This window comes from Proteiniphilum sp. (assembly GCF_034331125.1).
Lineage (GTDB): Bacteria > Bacteroidota > Bacteroidia > Bacteroidales > Dysgonomonadaceae > Proteiniphilum > Proteiniphilum saccharofermentans.
Genome location: NZ_JAXQGC010000036.1, coordinates 40,750 through 59,546, shown reverse-complemented (window position 1 = coordinate 59,546; position 18,797 = coordinate 40,750). Strand labels below are relative to the sequence as shown.

Below are 18,797 nucleotides of genomic sequence, written 5' to 3'. Positions count from 1 at the left end.
TCAGAAATAATTAAATTTATGAGGAGGCGCCGTTCAGGCGTCTCTTCCATTTGTAGATATGGACAACAGACAACAGAAACTGGAGGCATTCGGCCGGTTGCTCGACATCATGGATGAGTTGCGGGAGAAATGTCCCTGGGACAGGGAGCAGACCAACGAAAGCCTCAGGGCAAACACCATAGAGGAAACGTATGAGTTGGCGGAGGCGATCCTCAACAACGACAATGCCGAAATCAAAAAGGAATTGGGAGATCTGCTGCTACATGTGGTATTTTATGCTAAAATAGGGGAAGAGAAGCAGGCATTCGATATGGCCGATATCTGTAATTCCCTGTGCGACAAACTGATCTTCCGTCATCCCCATGTTTTTGGCGATCAACAGGCCGATTCAGCCGGCATGGTAGAACAGTCCTGGGAGCAGCTCAAACTGAAAGAAAAAGGAAGGAAACATTCGGTATTGGAGGGTGTACCTGCTGCCCTTCCCGCACTGGTGAAAGCCTACCGGATCCAGGACAAGGCACGCAATGCCGGATTTGACTGGAACCAACGTCATGATGTGTGGGATAAGGTAAAAGAGGAGTTAGGAGAATTAGAGGTCGAGATTGAAAAGATGAATAGTGACCGGATCGAAGCCGAATTCGGCGACCTGCTTTTCAGTGTCATCAACGCCGCCCGCCTCTACAAGGTAAATCCTGATAATGCGCTGGAACGCACCAACCGAAAATTCATCTACCGTTTCGACTATATGGAGAAGAAGGTAAAAGAACAGGGACGATCGCTGAAAGATATGACGCTGGACGAGATGGAAGTGATCTGGCAAGAGGCGAAGAGAATGCAGGCGGACGACCTTTAGCGCCGCCGCCTTCTTCATTTCCCGACTCGCCAGCGCGACAGGATCGTCTTCCGTTTCGGGAAAATACCGTTCTTCTTGGTGCGCACATCTTCCACCACATAAAAAATATTGCTGTCGAATTGAGTCAGCATAAGCGCCAGCGTCTTCATCTCCTTCCGGTCCACAACGGTCTCTATAATATCCACTTCATTGGTCGAACCCGTGCCGTGAGTCATCGTAGCCCCAAAATTCACCTGATTGAGCATCTGCACCAGTTCTTTTCCGTTTTTCTGTGTATAAATACGGCAGAGCAAAATACCATAAGCGATCCGGTTCTCGATAAGGATACCTACATAATTTCCCGTGGCATAACCGGCGGCATACGACAAATAGGATACTATGTCGTTGGCACGGACCAGAATTTGTGAGATAATCACTATCCAGATAAAGACCTCTACAAAGCCTATGATAGGGGCTATATTTTTTGCCCCTTTGGAAACGAAAATAATTCGCAGGGTACCCAGAGTAACATCGATAATACGGCCAAAGAAAATGATAAAAGGCAACAGCCAGGGGTAAACGTCTAAAAATTCGAACATATTTTTTATTTAATTACTAATTGATAATTACTAATTACCAATGAATAAGAGTAGTACAAACTTTAAATCTGAAACTTCTTTTCATTTTTAATTTTGAGTCCCCTTTAAAAAGTATATTTTTTCAATTTCACCCCTTCCAAAAGCATCTATAGGGCATCATATTCTCTTAAATTCGACTTATTCAGGTAGACTCAATTTTTCACTTTTAATTTTTCACTTTTAATTTTTCACTTTTAATTTTTCACTTTTAATTTTTCACTTTTAATTAATTCTCTCAGATAATTTACAAAATCCCTAATATCCTCTTCGGTAGTATCCCACGAACACACAAGGCGGACCTCGTTCCGGGATTCATCCCAATCGTAAAAGAAATATCTCTCCCGCAATTTATCAGTAATCTCCCGGGGAAGGATCAGAAAGAGAGCATTCGACTGTACCGGTTGTGTAATCTCTATCCCTCCAATCCTGTCTATCTCATCATAGAGCTTCTGGGCCGCATCATTGGATCTTTTCGCGTTCTCCAGCCAGATGTTTTCATTCAGGTAAGGAATAAACTGCGCGGAGATAAACCGCATTTTAGAATAGAGTTGAGTGGTCTGCTTCCGGTAATACCTGATGTTTTCAGCCAATTCCTTACGCAGCGGTACAAGCGCCTCACCGAACATCAGTCCGTTTTTCGTTCCTCCCAGTGTAAAAATATCCACGCCTGCGTCAATGGTCATCTCCCTCAACGAGACATCCAGAAAAGCACAGGCGTTGGCCACACGTGTTCCATCCATAAAAAGAAACATTTCATGACTGTGTGCCAGGTGAGCAAGCGCTTTTATCTCCTGGAGAGTATAGATAGTACCCAGTTCCGTGGTCTGCGAAATGGCAATCACTTTTGGCTGGGAATGGTGTTCGAAGCCAAAGCCATGCAGATAAGGACGCACCAGATCCGGAGTGAGCTTACCATCGGGTGTGGGAATCTCTTTCAACGCTGCACCTGTCATTTTCACGGGTGCGCCGCACTCATCCACTGCGATATGGGCAGTAGCGGCACAAAGGATTGAATGAAACGGTAATGTACAAGCCTGCAAAGCCACTACATTGGCTCCCGTCCCGTTAAAGAGAAAGAAAGATTCCACCCCTTTCTCTCCGAGGAGTGCACGAACCGCCTCCTCTGCCTCGCGGGTCCATGGGTCATCGCCATAGGCTATGGTATGGTCGTTGTTGGCACTCATCAGTGCCTGCATGATTCGCGGATCTATACCGGAATTATTGTCGCTTCCGAAACTTCGCATGATATCTCTGAATTATGTGTACAAAGATACAAAACCTTTCTGTCAACTATGCCAAATTAGCCAGCAGGAACTTGCGAATCTCGTCGGGTGTCACATTTCTACGACGGGCATAGTCTTCCACTTGCTTTTCCGATATCTCCCCTATGGCGAAATATTTTGATTGCGGATGGGCGAAAAAGAGTCCGCTGACCGATGCATTGGGATACATAACACCGTTCTCAGTGAGCGCAATCCCTATTTCCGGGGTGGCAAGCACATCATGCAGCAGGAAATTCATTGTCTGATCCGGGATAGAGGGGTAACCCACCGCGGGGCGTATCCCTTCATACTTCACAGCGAACATCTCGGCGATCGAGAGATTTTCTTCTGCTGCATGCCCCCAGTATTCACGACGCACTTTGGCATGCAACCATTCTGTAGCTGCCTCCGCAAGCCGATCGAGCAACGACTTCATCAACAGGGCTGCATATTCATCTCCTTCCGCCTCATAACTACCCATCTGCTCTTCCGCTCCCACTCCGGCAGTGACGGCGAAAGCGCCGATATAATCTTTCTTCCCCGTATGGCGTGGCGCAATAAAATCACTCAGGCAGAAGTACTCATTCTTATCGCTCTTCTTCTGCTGGCGCAGGAACGGGAAAGGCGTACCGCCGACGAAAATTGTATCGTTTTCACTGTATGCTTCATATATCCCGAAAACCGCTTTGACATATTCAGCCTTTTCATCGACGAATTTTTGCAGCATGTCTGCGGCGTCGTCATACAGTTTTTCAGCTTCCCGCCCTTTTTCACGGTCGTCCTCGCGGTATCCGGCCAACCATGCGTCACGAGCCTCTTTGGTACGTTCCGTTTTGGTGACAGTATGGAATTTGGCCGACATATTCCAGGCATGGAAAAAGAATTTCCAATCGATATAGGGAATAATCTCAGCCATATCGATATGTTCCAGCTTCACACGTCCTAATGTGCGGGGAACGACAGCCTCATATCTGCTCCAGTCAATACTGAAAGCATTCTTTCTGGCCTCTTCCAATGAAACCAGTTCGACCACTTTCCGTGTACTGTTCTCGCGCAATGCCGTATACTCATCCTTTACTTTCCGGATATAGTCGTTCCTGTTACCGGGGCTCATCAGGTTGGCAACCGCCGATGGGCTTTGCGAGGCATCTTTGACATAGACTACGGGACCCAGACTGTATTTCGGTTCTATCTTCAGTGCCGTATGCAGTTTAGAAGTAGTAGCTCCACCGATCAGCAAAGGGAGACTGAAACCTGCTTTTTCCATCTCGGTTGCTACAATAGCCATTTCTTCAAGCGACGGAGTGATCAATCCGCTTAACCCTACAATATCGGGTTGTTCCTTGATTACCGTTTCGATAATCTTTTCGGGAGGTACCATTACCCCCAGGTCGATAATTTCATAATTATTGCAGGCCAATACAATGGAGACAATGTTCTTACCAATATCATGCACATCTCCCTTCACTGTGGCCAGTACTATCTTTCCTGCTTTGCGTTGTGAATCACCGGTCGCTTTCTCGGCTTCAATGGTAGGTTGCAGGATCGCGACTGCTTTTTTCATGGTGCGCGCCGCCTTTACTACCTGCGGAAGGAACATTTTCCCCGCACCGAAGAGATCGCCCACCCGGTTCATCCCATCCATCAACGGCTTATCGATAATATCCACCGCACGGGGATAGGCTTGCAGCGCTTCGGCAAGATCCTCTTCCATGTAATCCCCAATCCCTTTTACCAATGCGTGACTCAACCGCTCTTCAAGGGGAAGCGTACGCCACTCCTCTGTTTTGCCTTTTTCCGCTTCCGGATTTTTTTCTCCTTTGATCTTTTCGGCATAAGCCATCATCCGCTCGGTAGCGTCATCGCGCCTGTTCAGCACCGCATCTTCGGCCAGTTCTTTCACGTCGGCAGGGATATCCTCATAGATCACCGATTGTGCCGGATTCACGATACCCATATCCATCCCCGCACGAATGGCATGATAGAGAAAAACGGAATGCATCACTTCCCTCACATAATCGTTCCCACGAAATGAGAAAGAAAGATTGCTCACTCCTCCGCTCACTTTGGCATGCGGCAGGTTATCCTTGATCCATCGCGCGGTTTTAATGAAATCCACCGCATAATTCTTATGTTCATCGATCCCCGTAGCAATAGCCAGCACGTTAGGGTCGAAAATAATATCTTTCGGATCAAAACCATCTTCGGTAAGTAATCTATAAGCACGACCGCATATCTCGATACGGCGTTCGAAGGTGTCGGCCTGTCCCGTCTCATCGAAAGCCATTACCACTACTGCCGCCCCATAGCGCTGCGCTAACCGTGCCTGATGCAGGAATTCCGCCTCTCCGTTCTTCAATGAAATGGAGTTGGCAATTGATTTTCCCTGTACACATTTCAAGCCGGCTTCCAATACTTCCCATTTTGAGGAATCAATCATGATGGGTACGCGCGACACATCGGGATCGGATGCCAACAGGTTCAGGAAACTGGTCATCTCCTCCACCCCATCGAGCAGCCCGTCATCCATGTTGATATCGAGCACCTGCGCTCCGTCCTCTACCTGCTTACGGGCAATATCGAGCGCCTCCTCATAGTTCTTTTGCTGAATCAATCGCAAAAACCTCTTCGATCCGGCCACGTTACACCGCTCCCCGATATTCATAAAATTGATCTGGGGCGACACCTCCAGCATCTCCAATCCCGAAAGCCGCAGGTATTCCGGAGGAGAAGCCTTTTGATGAGGTACACCGTTTTCTACTATACGTACATATTCGGCAATATGGGCAGGAGTTGTACCGCAACATCCGCCAATGATATTTACCAGACCTTCGTCCACAAACTCTTTGATCTGTGCGGCCATTTTTTCCGGGGTCTCGTCATACTCACCCAGTTGATTGGGTAATCCGGCATTGGGATAAGTGCTGATATAGAAAGGTGCGATACGCCCCAGTTCTTTCACATAAGGCTTTAGTTCAGCTGCTCCCAGCGAGCAGTTCAACCCGATAGCCAACGGATTGGCATGGCTGACGGAAGCGACAAAAGCGCCCAGCGTCTGCCCCGAAAGGGTTCGTCCTGCCCTGTCGGAAATGGTAACGGAAAGAATGACAGGCGTTTTTATACCGGTCTCTTCCGCTACCTCCTCAGCAGCAAAAATAGCTGCTTTCGCGTTGAGCGTATCAAAAATAGTCTCTATCAGAAGGATGTCTACTCCACCTTCCACCAATGCGCTGATCTGTTCTTTATAAGCTGCTTTGAAGTCGTCAAAGACTGCCGAACGGAACATGGGGTTCTCTACCTGGGGACTCATCGATGCCGTCTTGTTGGTTGGTCCGATGGATCCCGCCACAAACCGGGGTTTCTCAGGCGTTTTCCGGGTAAACTCATCGGCTGCTTCACGTGCCAGCCGGACTGCTGCCAGATTAATCTCACGGGCCAGATGGCTCATATGGTAATCCTGCATCGAGATCGACGTGGAATTGAAAGTGTTGGTCTCGATGATATCGGTACCGGCAGCCAGGTATTCACGATGGATATCACCAATCACATCGGGACGGGTAAGCGAAAGCAGGTCGTTATTGCCTTTGAGCAACCGATCGAAATCTTTGAACCGCTCACCCCGGAAATCGGCTTCGGTAAGACCGTAACGTTGTATCATTGTACCCATCGCACCATCCAGGATCAGGATGCGCCCAGGCAAAATATCCTCTATTTTCTTCTTTGTCATATTTTGTTTCAATTAGGCTCAGAATAGATTCCCGAACCATCCACAGTAATTTTCCATTTACAATTTTGAATCTTGAATTTTGAATCTTGAATCTTGAATCTTGAATCTTCAACCTGAACTGCCAAACCTCAACTTCAAAATAATTCTTCTCCCCCATACCACTATCCATGCCGCCAACAGCCGTACACCCAGTATCCACCAGACGGATACGCCAAGCGCGATGAAAAGGATATTATCTTCCAGTACGGAATGAGACATGGCAAGATGATAGTTCAACAAATTAGCATCGGTTCTGTTCACCTTTCCCTCCTTCATCTGATCCATCATCAGCGCACCCCCGTATGCCAGCCCCACAATATAGCCGATAAGCCAGAGAAATCCGGTACTTGCCGGCAGGCCGAAAAACCTCAGTAACGGTTCAATACCCTTGCTCAGTTTAGGGATCAGCGTGTAAGCATGGAGGAGACTGTAAAGCAGATTCAGTGAAAAAACAATTACGGCAATAAGAAGCATTACCTGTAACGAGCTTCTCAGCCAAAGCAGCAACAGATCGCCCAGTGAGGTTATTACGGCTACGTCTGTCTGCACAAAAACAGGATTTCCCATATCCTGCGGCAGGATCAGATTCAACAACAACCCTACGACAACACTCATTGTGATCCGCAAAGTAGTGACAGTCCAGAAGGGTGTTCCGGTCTTCGCCTGAATAGCACTTTCTACCGGAAGATTGTGAGATATCTGGCACATCAGCGCCAGAATAGTGAGTTCCCTCAGGGTGATCGACATGGAGGTGATAATAGCCAGCGGCGCGTAGAGCGGAAGGAAAATACTGGTGATAAAAACAATGGCGGTACTGCCGGGCAATCCCAGATAAATAAAAACAGGGTCGAGAAGACCGGCAAAAAACACGAGTATGCCGTAATAATCCAACAATCTCACGACCAAGGAAACGGGTAAAATAATCTTCAACAACCATAATGTGGTATAGCCCGATTTCCTGAACGCCGGATAAACTATATCGTTACGAAACCGCTTCCTGCTTCTCACTCCTCCACTTCCTAACTTTTAATTTTTAACTTTTCACTTCCTAAACATCCTGTCCATTGATCTCTTGTCTTCTTTTTCTTTCAGGGACTGACGCTTATCGTACTGCTTTTTCCCTCTCGCTACCGCAATCACAATTTTGGCCAATCCTTTTTCATTGATGAACAGACGGATGGGAATAATAGTGAATCCGGTCTCTTTGGTAAGACGGGAAAGTTTGCGCAGTTCGTTTCTATTGAGGAGCAGTTTACGGTCGCGCCGGGCACTGTGATTATTATAGGTACCGTAAAAGTATTCGGCAATATGCATATTACGCACCCATAATTCTCCCCGCTCGAAGAAACAATAGGTATCTACCAGGCTCGCCTTTCCCAGCCGGATCGACTTGATCTCGGTGCCGGTAAGTACAATACCTGCCGTAAAGGTTTCAACCAGTTCGTAATCGAACGTGGCACGTTTGTTCTTTATATTGATAGCTGCTTGCTTCATTACTTTATCAAATAGGAAAAAAGAGTATAGATAAGTACCGGCGACAGAATGATAATAGCAGATGCTACTGCCGTAAAATCAGTGACTTTTGCTTTTGGCACTTTCATAAAATAAATGGATCCAACATTCACCACATAAATGGTGTAAAGCACCAATAACCAGAGAATAAAGAGTTCTGATAGAAAAGGTGTAACGATAAACAAGGCATAGAGCACTACTGAAGCATAGCCTGTGAATTGCTGAAAGCGGGGCAGGTCCTTGCTTAAACCAAAGCGGGGAGCAATTTCATTCAGCAGATAAGCAGCAATAAAATAACCGCCGTAGACTCCTACAACACTAATAATAGCACCCTTCAACGCATTCTCCACATTCCCTTCCCTCACGAACCACAGACCTCCCACAAAAGAAGTGAAGGCAATGATTCCGAATATGGGATGAAGGAAACGGTAAAGGAACTCATGCTGCGTCCTCTTTTCCTTTTCCACATCTTTCCATGCCCGGGGAGACGCGACAATGAGCTGCGCAATAGTGATAAAAATATCCCTCCACATTCCTTTTTGATTTTGGATTGCAAAGGTACATGATTTTTTTGTAACCACACAGACAGATAAATAAGGAAAGAAAAAAACAGCAACCTGATAAAAGCTGCTGTTTTATACCATAAATAACAGAAAAGTCTAGTTTACTTCTTTAATTCTCCAGGAAACTACAGGTAATTCGGCTTCCTTAACCTCTCCATTGGCATCAAGCTTATTATATTTAAACAATATCTTCAACTCCTCCTTCGCGTCACTTCCCCCTGAATACATATTACGCAATTGCGACATATTGAATGCAACCACATCTCCCTTCTGCTCTTGTGAAGTACCATCAGGCGTACCGGACAATACAAGTTGTATTTTAATTACAACCTCACCCTTATCATTCAGTTCGTTTTCCTTATAGAACTCAACCTTGGCATTCTGATTCTTATTTGCCATATAGACATACTCAAGAACCCACAAGTCACTCATAAACTCCTTGTCTGGAGAGAAGATGGGGCTTCCAATTTCTTTAAAACCCGCAGGATTTTCCTCTTCAGGGAGTGGAGACATTCTTAGATAAGTGTGGTATATATCATCTTTTTTCTGGATGATATTGACATTGTCGGCGGAAAGTACACTTTGCCCAAATGTTAAAGGTGTGGTACCTTTTTCTTCATCCCAACTATATACCAGAAATTGAATAGTATTACGCCCCGAACCCAAGGCGGAGTGAGTGATAATACGCCCTGTGAACGTTTTTCCGTAAACCTCTCCCATATCGTCAGTATCTATGTAAACATAGGAATTATCAGTATAACTATTGGTCGTATCTCCCAAACAGGATGTCATCAGAAGTGTTGCTCCGATAACACTCAAAAACAAAATTACTTTTTTCATTTCTACTTTCTATTTTATATTAATATTAAAATTCATACCTTAATCCCACATTAATATCCATCACGATCTTCCTGTCGGAATAAATAGTCTTATATTGGTTTTTCGCATCAAAATAATAAGCTCCCCCCACTTTTCCATATAACCTCAGCCTGTCATAAATAGGATAGGAAAGCCCTACACCGGCATTGACCGATATCTGGGGATTCTCTTGGGATATCTTCGTAATCTCCTTCTCTTCCGATCCTTCTGCTGCGCTATTGAAATTCGCAGATGCCTGCCCCTCTTTGATTTTCCGGAATTCACCATATATATCTTTCTCCACCATTCCTCCTATGGAAGCATACACATTCAGCTGTCCTAAAGAGAAAATATTGTAGTTCACATTCAACGGGATACCCAGATAATGAAGTTTTTGCACTTCCTGCACTTTGAAATTATCATTGGTATTCCTGGATTTAGAGTGAAGATAAGAGTAAACAAGGCCTGTTTCAACGGAAAGATCGTCAAACAGATATTTGGAAACCGTGATACCGAATGACACCGGTTGGTCATGTTCCATTTCAGAAACATTGTTCGTCGCATTATTGGTCTGGACCTGTAAGTTTTTATTGGCTTCCGTCATATATTTGTTGTCGGTGTTTACAGAAGCCGCTCTCAAAGTCATGGGTGAGTTTACCGTTTGTTGGTAGCCGGTCAGCCCCCCTCTCCCGTTGACGGCAAGCAAAAGGGTTCCTTGCCCCCTTTCGGGTACACCCGCTTCGGCAAAAAGGATTTTCTCATTTCCACCGACTGTAATTGTTTCTTCTTCGTACAACTTTTCATCCTCTTGGACTACCTCCTTTTCCTCAGGTTTTGTCAATAGGTGAAGTGTGCCGGCTTCCACTTTCTTCTCTGCATTCTCACCCCCTAACTTTTCACGCTTCATCCATGCCGCCAGCATTCCCGCCGGAGAGGATGAGCGAATAACCGATTTTTTTCCGGTTTCAGCTTTTCCGGAAGACCTTGCAGCCAAAAGCTGCCCGGATTCAACCGGCCGGGTAATCGGTTCTGACACTGATTCCAAAGCTGAAGTCATCTCTGTACCGGGATCCGGAGTATTACCGGTCGGGGATGTTGTAGAAGCCGATTCGGAAACCATCGTCTCCCCCTGCTCCATAGGATTTCGGATAAACAGTATACTGCCGACGAGCAGTACCAGCACAGCGGCTGCCGAACCGGCATACCATCTTCGGCGGAGTACCGTCCGGGCAGCCGCAGCTGCCTTCAACGACCGCTCCACGCTATCCCAGCCATTTGGCGGGACAGGCGCTTCAAAACCGCTGAGTTTTGATTGAAATCCTTTTCTAATATCGTTATCTGACATCATTGTATCTGTCTTTGATTGTTATGCAGGATGGCTGAAATTTTCTTCCGGAGCATATTCTTTGCCCTGAAAAATTGCGAACGCGACGCAGCTTCATTAATACCCAACACCCGGGCAATTTCTTTGTGCGACATCTCTTCGAAAATATACATGTTAAACACTGTCCTGTATCCGGGCGGTAAATTCTTTATCATGTCGAGTACCTCTTCCCTGGGGATATTTTCAATATCCAGTGAATTATCCGCCTGGATTTCCGACTCATCGGCATTGACATAGCTGTATTCCTCCATAAACCGGTACTTCTGCTTCTCTTTCCTGTAATTCTCCAATGCCAGATTCACGAAAATCCGTCTGAGCCAACCTTCAAAAGAACCCTTGCCCGAAAACGAGCCGATCTGCGTGAAAGCCCGGATAAATCCATCGTGCAACAAGTCCCGGGCTGTCTCTTCTTCCCCGCTGTAACGTAAACATACCGCCATCATCATAGGAGCATACCGCTCGTACAATATTTTCTGGGCATTACGGTCCTGTTTCTTACATGCTATGACAAGTTGCGAATCATCCATTCTTAACCGCAGTTCATTTTATTAGATGAAGAACAAGAAAAAACGCTGCGTGAACCAGGAGATTTTTACCCCTATTTATGTTTTTTTAAGGAATAATATTCCTTTCCATTGAGCATAATCTTCACGCATCAAAATTACTACCAACGGTAAAAACGGACAAATGAAATTAATTAAGAATATGTAAATTAACTTGGGGTATAACTCTTTTTTCTCTATTTTTGCACTAATAATCAATTAATAATTACTCTATGAAGGATTTTCTAAAAATCGTGCTCGCGTCCGCTTTGGGCTTTGTTATCGCGAACATTCTCTTTTCTATAATTGCAATGATCTTTTTCTTTGGGGCAATAGGATCTTTTCTCGGATCTATGTCGGGCGGTGAGAAATTTATCCTTCAAGACAATACGGTGTTGAATCTCCGCTTGAATGGCCCTATCACGGAACGCACACCCGAAGAGGATCCGTTTACCTCTATGATGGGCTCTAACCGTCCTTTGCCTATGGGTTTGAACGATATTGTGAGTGCCATCAGGAAAGCAAAGAATAACGATAAAATAAAGGGGATCTATATCGACTCCCGTATCATGACCGCCTCCATGGCCACATTAGCCGAGATCCGCCATGAACTGGAAAATTTCAAGGAGAGCGGGAAATTTATCGTTGCCTATGCCGATACCTACACCCAGGGAGGCTATTACCTTGCTTCCGTAGCAGATAAAGTAGCCATCAATCCGCAAGGGATGCTCGACCTCCACGGTCTGGCCTCGATACCGGTCTTTTATAAGGACGCCCTCGATAAGCTGGGGATCGAAATGCAGATATTCAAGGTGGGAACCTACAAATCGGCGGTGGAACCGTTTACCCAGAACGAAATGAGTGAAGCCAACAGGGAACAGGTAAGCTCTTTCCTGAACGATGCATGGAGCTTCCTCAGAAGTGATCTGGCGGAATCGCGTTCACTTACAATTGCCGATATCGACTCGCTGGCCAACAACCTGCCTGCCGTACAATCGACCGACTTCCTGCTTTCAGCCAATCTGGTAGATACCCTCCTGTATGAAACGGAGATGAAGGATTACCTGAGGAGCCTGCTCGACATCGATGAAGATGCAAAGATCCCGTCGGCGACCGTGGCCAATATGAAATCGGTAACCACGAAAACCGTAAAGAAGACCGACAATACGATCGCCATCTTATATGCGCACGGGAATATAATTTCAGGTACCGGATCATCCAACATACAGGATAAATATATGGTGGATCAGATCGAGAAACTGAGAAAAGATAAAGAGATAAAAGCGGTGGTATTCCGTATCAACTCGGGGGGCGGTAGTGCCTATGCCTCCGAACAGATATGGAAAGCCATCACCGACCTGAAAGCGGAAAAACCGGTTGTGGTCTCTATGGGCGATATGGCGGCATCCGGCGGTTATTATATCGCCTGCAATGCCGATAAGATAGTTGCCCAGCCTACTACCCTGACCGGATCGATTGGTGTTTTCGGTGCTATCCCGAGTTTTGAGGGGACTGCAAAAAAACTCGGAATATCTACCGATGAGGTGAAAACCAATGAGTTTTCCGATTTTGGCAACGTTATACGTCCCTTCAACGAAAGAGAGAAACAATTGCTCCAGTCCATGGTCGAGAGAGGTTATGATCTCTTCCTGACACGCTGTTCGGAAGGGCGCGACATGCCAAAAGACTCGATGGCGCTCTATGCCGAAGGCCGTGTGTGGACCGGGAACCAAGCCAAAGAGATCGGGCTGGTGGATGAACTGGGTGGGATTGAGAGAGCCATCGAAATAGCTGCCGAGATGGCTAATCTGGGTAAGAGTTATGTGGTATTCGAGTATCCGAAACTCCGTTCTCGTTTCGATGAACTGCTCAACCCCCGGAAGGAGGAACTGGTTGCCCGGACAATGAAAGAATATCTGGGTGAAAGTTACGAGATGTTTATGCTGCTAAAAGATATCAAAGAGCAGGATTATATCCAGGCAAGAATTCCGTATAATTTGAATATTCAATAGAATTAGGTATTTTGAGTCGCCTTCGCTCCTCGATTTCCAATTCTCGCCATGACATAATGCAAGCAAGCTTGCCTTCTGTTCACTTTGATAAATAACTATTGCCCGGCAATGTTTCAAGCAAGCTTGGCATTGTTCTCGCTTAACCGTTATTTTGGCTTAACAAAAAAGTTCACTAAATGGAAAAGGACAAACCTTCCGCCGAAATACGTCGATCATTGTCGCCGTTAGCCTGGCTCTACGGCCTTGGTGTGAATTTCCGGAATGCACTGTTCGACAAAAAGATACTCAAACAAACATCATTCGATATTCCGGTGATTTGTGTGGGTAACCTCACTGTAGGCGGCACGGGCAAAACCCCGCATATTGAATATCTCATCAGGTTATTATCACCGATATACAAAGTAGCAGTGCTCAGCAGAGGCTACAAACGAAAAAGCAACGGTTTTAAGATTGTCGACACCGATTCGAAAGCACGCGATGTGGGAGATGAACCCCTGCAGATCAAGCAAAAATTCCCGGAAGCACTGGTTGTTGTCGATAAAGACCGGGTGAGTGGCATCAGCAAAATCCTCTCTATTGAAAAAGAGGAGCGTCCCGATGTGATCCTTCTCGACGACGGCTTTCAACACCGCTATGTCCGACCTTCACTCTCCATCCTATTGGTGGATAGTAACCGTCCCGTTTTCGAAGACCGGTTGTTACCCGCGGGATCACTACGCGAACCGCTGAAAGGCAAAGAGAGGGCGTCCATCATCATAGTCACCAAATGTGACCCTGATATGCAGCCCATTGATTTCCGGATTTATACGAACGGATTAGCACTTTATGCTTTTCAACAACTCTATTTCACCGGCCTCGATTACGGAATGATAATGCCTCTCTTTCCGGAGTTGCAGGGTGGACCACTACAGGCATTGGATATTCGCAAGAAACATATCTTTTTAGTGGCAGGCATAGCCTCACCCCAACCTCTTCTAGATAAGGTAGAGCTTATCACCTACAACCTCTACACGAAATTTTTTCCCGATCACCACTCTTTTAAAGAGAAAGACATACAATCGATCCGGGAATTGATCCATACGGTAGAGGCGGATGACAACAACAAGGTCATCCTCACCACCGAGAAGGATGCTGTCCGCCTCAGAGAATTGCCTTATCTCGATGAAGAGATGAAGAAAATGCTCTATTACATCCCGGTGCAGGTAACATTCATTAACGAGAAAGAACAAGAACAATTTAATAATAATATTTTAGAACATGTTAGAAACTATCAAACAAACAGCGGATTATCTAAAAAATAGAATTACCGAAATCCCTAATACAGCTATTATTTTAGGCACCGGCCTGGGTGAACTGGTACATGAGATCGAGGATAAAAACGAAATCCCCTATACGGAGATACCTAACTTTCCCGTCTCCACGGTGGAAGGCCATAGCGGAAAACTGATCGTCGGTACGCTCGGCGGCAAGAAAGTACTGGCCATGCAGGGGCGTTTCCACTATTACGAAGGATATGATATGAAGCAGGTCACCTTTCCCATCCGTGTTTTCCAGGCATTGAATATCGAATACCTATTCGTTTCCAATGCGGCAGGAGGGATGAACTCCAGCTTCGATGTAGGCGACATCATGCTGATTGAAGACCATATCAACCTGTTCCCCGAGCATCCGCTCCACGGGAAGAACTTCAATGAATTGGGCACCCGTTTTCCCGATATGAGCGAGGCATATGACAAATCGCTGCGGCTGATGGCCATGGAGATCGCCAAAGAAAAAAATATCAAGCTGCAACACGGTGTCTATATCGGCCTTCAGGGACCGACTTTTGAAACTCCGGCCGAATACAATTTCCTGCGTATTATCGGGGGAGACGCCGTGGGTATGTCTACCGTACCCGAAGTGATCGTAGCCAACCACGCAGGAATGAAAGTGTTGGCATTCTCCATCATCACCGACTTAGGCGTGATCGGCAAGATCGTGGAAGTGTCGCACGAAGATGTGCAGGAAGCTGCCAAGATCGCCCAACCGAAGATGGCGGAGATCATGCGGACCATTATTCAAAAAATATAATCAACTTTATTCTTTATAAAAGAGGGTGTCTGTAATACTTGATAAGAGTAATTCTCAGACAACCTCTTTTTATTCATTATTTATATGCAACGGACAGAAATAGCGACATTGGGCGAATTCGGGTTGATCGACCACCTGACCAAAGATATCAAACTCACACAGGAGAGTTCCATCAAAGGCGTGGGTGACGATGCCGCCGTCGTAGATCATGGCGGGCAGCGGACACTGGTGACAACCGACCTGCTGCTGGAAGGGATCCATTTCGATCTCGTCTATACCCCGCTGAAACATCTCGGGTATAAAGCGGCTGTTATCAACTTCTCCGATATTTACGCCATGAACGGGAAGCCACAGCAGATCACCGTCTCTTTAGGGATATCAAAACGGTTTTCAGTGGAAGACTTAGAAGAATTTTACAGCGGATTGAAGCTGGCCTGTGATATCTACGGGGTGGATATCATAGGAGGAGACACCACTTCCTCCCTTACCGGCTTCACCATCAGCATTACCTGTATCGGTACGGCGGAAGAGGAGAAAATAGTCTACCGCAACGGCGCTAAAAATACCGATCTGATCTATGTTTCAGGCGATTTGGGAGCAGCTTATATGGGGCTGCAGCTGCTGGAAAGAGAAAAGACAGTGTTCGACGGCGACAAAGACTTCCAACCCGATTTTGCAGGAAAGGAATATCTTTTGGAACGCCAGCTAAAACCCGAAGCCAGAAAAGATATCGTGAACCTGCTGGCGGAACACGGGATAGTTCCCACCTCCATGATAGATGTATCCGACGGGTTGTCGTCCGACCTGCTCCATGTCTGTACACAGAGTAACGCCGGCTGCCAGCTTTTCGAAGAGCGGATACCTATCGATTATCAGACTGCGGTAATGGCCGAAACATTCAATATGAACGTAACCACCGTAGCCCTGAATGGAGGGGAAGATTATGAATTGCTCTTTACCGTTCCGCTGCATCTGCATGAAAAGATGAACCAACTGGAAGGGATCCGTCTGGTGGGGCATATTACACCGCCTGAACAGGGGTGCTATCTGGTTACCCGCGACGGTCAGGAGATGCAACTCCGTGCACAGGGATGGAATCCACTCGCGGATAAATAAAATTTTCGGCATTTTTTATTTACAAATTTTGTAAATCTCAAAAATGCTCTTATCTTTGCACTCGCAATTTAAGCAGTGTTGGTGCCATAGCTCAGTTGGTAGAGCAAAGGACTGAAAATCCTTGTGTCCCCGGTTCGATTCCTGGTGGCACCACTCAACTAAACCTCATAAAACGTTGTAATTAAACTAATTACAGCGTTTTTTATTTGTCTTTGGTAAAACAATGGTAAAACATTTGCAATAATCTATTAACCTATATATCAAATACTTAAATTGCAAATGTGAAAATAATTTCGTAACTTTACGGTAACATTTAAAGAAAAATCAATATGAAGGCAAATGTTATCGTAGAACTAACACAAATCGATCAATTAGAATTAATCCAAAAACAAGTATTCAATGTACTGGATATTTCGGAAAGTACACGGGTAGCTTACAGTTTTATATACACGAGAAACAACCGATTGCTCTGATGAAATTCAAATAATAAACGAAATAGGCAAATTGGAGAGAGATTATCAATACAATAAAGATTATAGCACAATATATTCTTTTTCTCAACAAATTGAAGATGAATACGAAAAAGTAATCTAAAACACTATATTTCTGTTCTATCGACAAGACAAAAATAGTCTATTTTCGTCTCGTCAACAGAACAAGAATATCTTCAATTCATCTCAACATTTTGTTTTATTTCCAAAACGCACTATATTTGCTGCATAATAGAAATAAAATAAGGAAATGAATTTTCTGGAATTTAAGACTAAAATGTTCGATTTGGCGTGCTTCAATATCTATCAGGTATATGCATGGCAACCCGATTTTGACCGGAATAATTTTACCCGTTGGACTAAGAAAGGATATCTTATCCGATTACGGCAGGGCTATTTTGCTTTTTCGGAGTATAAGAGCAAGCCGGATTATTCTCTTTATTTTGCCAATCGGATTTACCGCCCGTCCTATATTAGTCTACACACGGCATTGTCGTTCTATGGGATGATACCGGAAGCGGTGGTGCAGATTACCAATGTGACAACCCTGAAAACAGCATCTTTCGCCAATGACTTCGGCGAATACTCTTATAAGAATGTCAAAGAAAACCTACTATTCGGGTACGAGTTGAAGCCAATGGCAGACAACCGCACCATACAGTTTGCCACACCCGAGAAGGCATTGCTTGATTTGCTGTATCTTTATCCATTCTACGATAGTGAGCAGGAATTAGAAGAATTACGTTTGGATGAAGATTTCCTGCACGATGATTTAAACAAGGATTTACTGATGGACTACTGCGCCAAATTTCAAAGCAAGGCGCTTGACCATCGGGTAAAGCTACTTTTTAAGACATACGATTTATGATACAGATTGAACAGATAAGAAATTATTCGCCGACTCAAATCCGTGGAAATTCAGGCTTCGATAAGCACATACTGAAAGAGTATTTGCAGTTGATGATTCTGGATTACCTTTCTTCTACCCCAAGCATCCAAAAGATGGCTTTTATCGGCGGAACAAACCTGCGTTTGGTAAAAGGGATAGACCGGTTCTCCGAAGATTTGGATTTTGACTGCAAAGACCTGTCGAAAGACGAGTTTACTGAAATGACAAACGGCGTAATCCAGTTTTTGGAGCGTTTAGGGTTGCGGGTAGAGGCAAAGGACAAAGAAAATCCGAAACTAACGGCCTTCCGGCGCAATATCCATTTTCCGGAACTGTTATTTGATTTAGGATTAAGCGGACACAAGGAAGAACGTTTTTTGATAAAGGTCGAAAGTCAAGACCAAGGAGTCGTTTACCCTCCGGTTATTACAAATATCAAGGGTTGCGGATTCTTTTTCCCGTTTCCTGTTCCTTCCGATGGCGTATTGTGCAGCATGAAAATTGCCGCCATGTTAGCCCGTGCAAAAGGACGTGATTTTTACGACCTGATGTTTTTACTTTCGCAAGCCAAGCCGGATTATGATTTTCTGTCAAAGCGTTGTGGAATACATAGCTTACAGGAGTTCAAGCAGGCAACAGCCGAATTACTGAAAACAGTCGATTTGAAGAAGAAGCAAAAGGATTTTGAACACTTACTTTTCAATAAGGCGAATAGTGAGAAGATTTTGAGGTTTGGGGAATTTGTGGATTCGCTTACAGAATAGTTCAATTCGAAATATGTATTTCGGAAATGACCGTTTCGGAACTGGTGGTTTCGGAGCAAAGGAAAGGCAAATTAAACCACCACCTTCCAAGAAGGTGG

General features: G+C 45.3%; 16 protein-coding genes and 1 tRNA gene. 8 read left to right on the top strand and 9 right to left on the bottom strand.

The features are described 5' to 3' along the window. The first annotated feature begins 58 nt into the window (after window positions 1-58). Entirely contained in the window at window positions 59-853 is a 795-nt protein-coding gene (gene mazG, locus U2P89_RS08125) for a nucleoside triphosphate pyrophosphohydrolase (RefSeq protein WP_076931419.1), read from the top strand. A 14-nt stretch (window positions 854-867) separates the two neighbouring features. Here mazG and U2P89_RS08120 read toward each other — a convergent pair whose 3' ends face one another. From U2P89_RS08120 to U2P89_RS08080, 9 genes are all read right to left on the bottom strand, one after another. Beyond that, window positions 868-1,431, bottom strand: coding sequence for a DUF2179 domain-containing protein (locus U2P89_RS08120; protein ID WP_019538798.1), 564 nt, complete (start codon window positions 1,429-1,431; stop codon window positions 868-870). 233 nt (window positions 1,432-1,664) lie between these two features. Further along, complete coding sequence (locus U2P89_RS08115) at window positions 1,665-2,714, bottom strand: low specificity L-threonine aldolase (RefSeq protein ID WP_322191161.1); 1,050 nt, start codon at window positions 2,712-2,714, stop codon at window positions 1,665-1,667. Window positions 2,715-2,760: 46 nt separating this feature from the next. Then, entirely contained in the window at window positions 2,761-6,459 is a 3,699-nt protein-coding gene (gene metH / locus U2P89_RS08110) for a methionine synthase (protein ID WP_322191160.1), read from the bottom strand. A 108-nt stretch (window positions 6,460-6,567) separates the two neighbouring features. Beyond that, on the bottom strand, window positions 6,568-7,506 hold the full coding sequence (locus tag U2P89_RS08105; RefSeq protein WP_322191159.1) for a nucleoside recognition domain-containing protein: 939 nt from the start codon (window positions 7,504-7,506) through the stop codon (window positions 6,568-6,570). Window positions 7,507-7,539: 33 nt separating this feature from the next. Next, the gene (smpB, locus tag U2P89_RS08100; RefSeq protein ID WP_076931422.1) at window positions 7,540-7,992 is read right to left on the bottom strand and encodes an SsrA-binding protein; all 453 of its coding nucleotides are present in this window, start codon (window positions 7,990-7,992) and stop codon (window positions 7,540-7,542) included. Continuing rightward, entirely contained in the window at window positions 7,992-8,543 is a 552-nt protein-coding gene (locus U2P89_RS08095; RefSeq protein ID WP_091909955.1) for a YIP1 family protein, read from the bottom strand. The genes smpB and U2P89_RS08095 overlap by 1 nt, the downstream gene beginning before the upstream one ends. 126 nt (window positions 8,544-8,669) lie before the next feature. Continuing rightward, window positions 8,670-9,413, bottom strand: a complete 744-nt coding sequence (locus U2P89_RS08090; RefSeq protein ID WP_313381400.1) for a hypothetical protein — start codon at window positions 9,411-9,413, stop codon at window positions 8,670-8,672. Window positions 9,414-9,438: 25 nt separating this feature from the next. Continuing rightward, on the bottom strand, window positions 9,439-10,779 hold the full coding sequence (locus U2P89_RS08085) for a hypothetical protein (RefSeq protein WP_322191158.1): 1,341 nt from the start codon (window positions 10,777-10,779) through the stop codon (window positions 9,439-9,441). Then, complete coding sequence (locus U2P89_RS08080; protein WP_313381402.1) at window positions 10,776-11,342, bottom strand: RNA polymerase sigma factor; 567 nt, start codon at window positions 11,340-11,342, stop codon at window positions 10,776-10,778. The genes U2P89_RS08085 and U2P89_RS08080 overlap by 4 nt, the downstream gene beginning before the upstream one ends. 248 nt (window positions 11,343-11,590) lie before the next feature. Between U2P89_RS08080 and sppA the strand changes: the two genes are divergently transcribed. The 7 genes from sppA (at window position 11,591) to U2P89_RS08045 (ending at window position 18,699) form a co-directional block, all read left to right on the top strand. Then, complete coding sequence (sppA, locus tag U2P89_RS08075) at window positions 11,591-13,369, top strand: signal peptide peptidase SppA (protein WP_091908973.1); 1,779 nt, start codon at window positions 11,591-11,593, stop codon at window positions 13,367-13,369. A 176-nt stretch (window positions 13,370-13,545) separates the two neighbouring features. Then, a complete protein-coding gene (lpxK, locus tag U2P89_RS08070) occupies window positions 13,546-14,670 on the top strand; it encodes a tetraacyldisaccharide 4'-kinase (RefSeq protein ID WP_322191157.1) in 1,125 nt (374 codons plus the stop codon). Continuing rightward, window positions 14,627-15,439: a purine-nucleoside phosphorylase gene (locus U2P89_RS08065; protein ID WP_092025259.1), complete on the top strand. Its 813-nt coding sequence runs from the start codon at window positions 14,627-14,629 to the stop codon at window positions 15,437-15,439. Before lpxK ends, U2P89_RS08065 begins: the two co-directional genes overlap by 44 nt. Before the next feature lie 84 nt (window positions 15,440-15,523). Continuing rightward, on the top strand, window positions 15,524-16,555 hold the full coding sequence (gene thiL / locus U2P89_RS08060) for a thiamine-phosphate kinase (protein WP_092025256.1): 1,032 nt from the start codon (window positions 15,524-15,526) through the stop codon (window positions 16,553-16,555). An 80-nt stretch (window positions 16,556-16,635) separates the two neighbouring features. Further along, window positions 16,636-16,708, top strand: a tRNA-Phe gene (locus U2P89_RS08055). Window positions 16,709-17,296: 588 nt separating this feature from the next. After that, a complete protein-coding gene (locus U2P89_RS08050; RefSeq protein WP_076931434.1) occupies window positions 17,297-17,914 on the top strand; it encodes a type IV toxin-antitoxin system AbiEi family antitoxin domain-containing protein in 618 nt (205 codons plus the stop codon). Further along, window positions 17,911-18,699, top strand: coding sequence for a nucleotidyl transferase AbiEii/AbiGii toxin family protein (locus tag U2P89_RS08045; protein ID WP_322191156.1), 789 nt, complete (start codon window positions 17,911-17,913; stop codon window positions 18,697-18,699). Before U2P89_RS08050 ends, U2P89_RS08045 begins: the two co-directional genes overlap by 4 nt. Window positions 18,700-18,797: the final 98 nt, after the last annotated feature.

Coding starts and splice junctions, on each gene's coding strand:
- U2P89_RS08095 (WP_091909955.1), bottom strand. CDS start 8,543: ATGTGGAGGGATATTTTTATCACTATTGCGCAGCTCATTGTCGCGTCT.
- U2P89_RS08090 (WP_313381400.1), bottom strand. CDS start 9,413: ATGAAAAAAGTAATTTTGTTTTTGAGTGTTATCGGAGCAACACTTCTG.
- smpB (WP_076931422.1), bottom strand. CDS start 7,992: ATGAAGCAAGCAGCTATCAATATAAAGAACAAACGTGCCACGTTCGAT.
- thiL (WP_092025256.1), top strand. CDS start 15,524: ATGCAACGGACAGAAATAGCGACATTGGGCGAATTCGGGTTGATCGAC.
- U2P89_RS08050 (WP_076931434.1), top strand. CDS start 17,297: ATGAATTTTCTGGAATTTAAGACTAAAATGTTCGATTTGGCGTGCTTC.
- sppA (WP_091908973.1), top strand. CDS start 11,591: ATGAAGGATTTTCTAAAAATCGTGCTCGCGTCCGCTTTGGGCTTTGTT.
- U2P89_RS08115 (WP_322191161.1), bottom strand. CDS start 2,714: ATGCGAAGTTTCGGAAGCGACAATAATTCCGGTATAGATCCGCGAATC.
- U2P89_RS08045 (WP_322191156.1), top strand. CDS start 17,911: ATGATACAGATTGAACAGATAAGAAATTATTCGCCGACTCAAATCCGT.
- metH (WP_322191160.1), bottom strand. CDS start 6,459: ATGACAAAGAAGAAAATAGAGGATATTTTGCCTGGGCGCATCCTGATC.
- U2P89_RS08085 (WP_322191158.1), bottom strand. CDS start 10,779: ATGATGTCAGATAACGATATTAGAAAAGGATTTCAATCAAAACTCAGC.
- mazG (WP_076931419.1), top strand. CDS start 59: ATGGACAACAGACAACAGAAACTGGAGGCATTCGGCCGGTTGCTCGAC.
- U2P89_RS08065 (WP_092025259.1), top strand. CDS start 14,627: ATGTTAGAAACTATCAAACAAACAGCGGATTATCTAAAAAATAGAATT.
- U2P89_RS08120 (WP_019538798.1), bottom strand. CDS start 1,431: ATGTTCGAATTTTTAGACGTTTACCCCTGGCTGTTGCCTTTTATCATT.
- lpxK (WP_322191157.1), top strand. CDS start 13,546: ATGGAAAAGGACAAACCTTCCGCCGAAATACGTCGATCATTGTCGCCG.
- U2P89_RS08080 (WP_313381402.1), bottom strand. CDS start 11,342: ATGGATGATTCGCAACTTGTCATAGCATGTAAGAAACAGGACCGTAAT.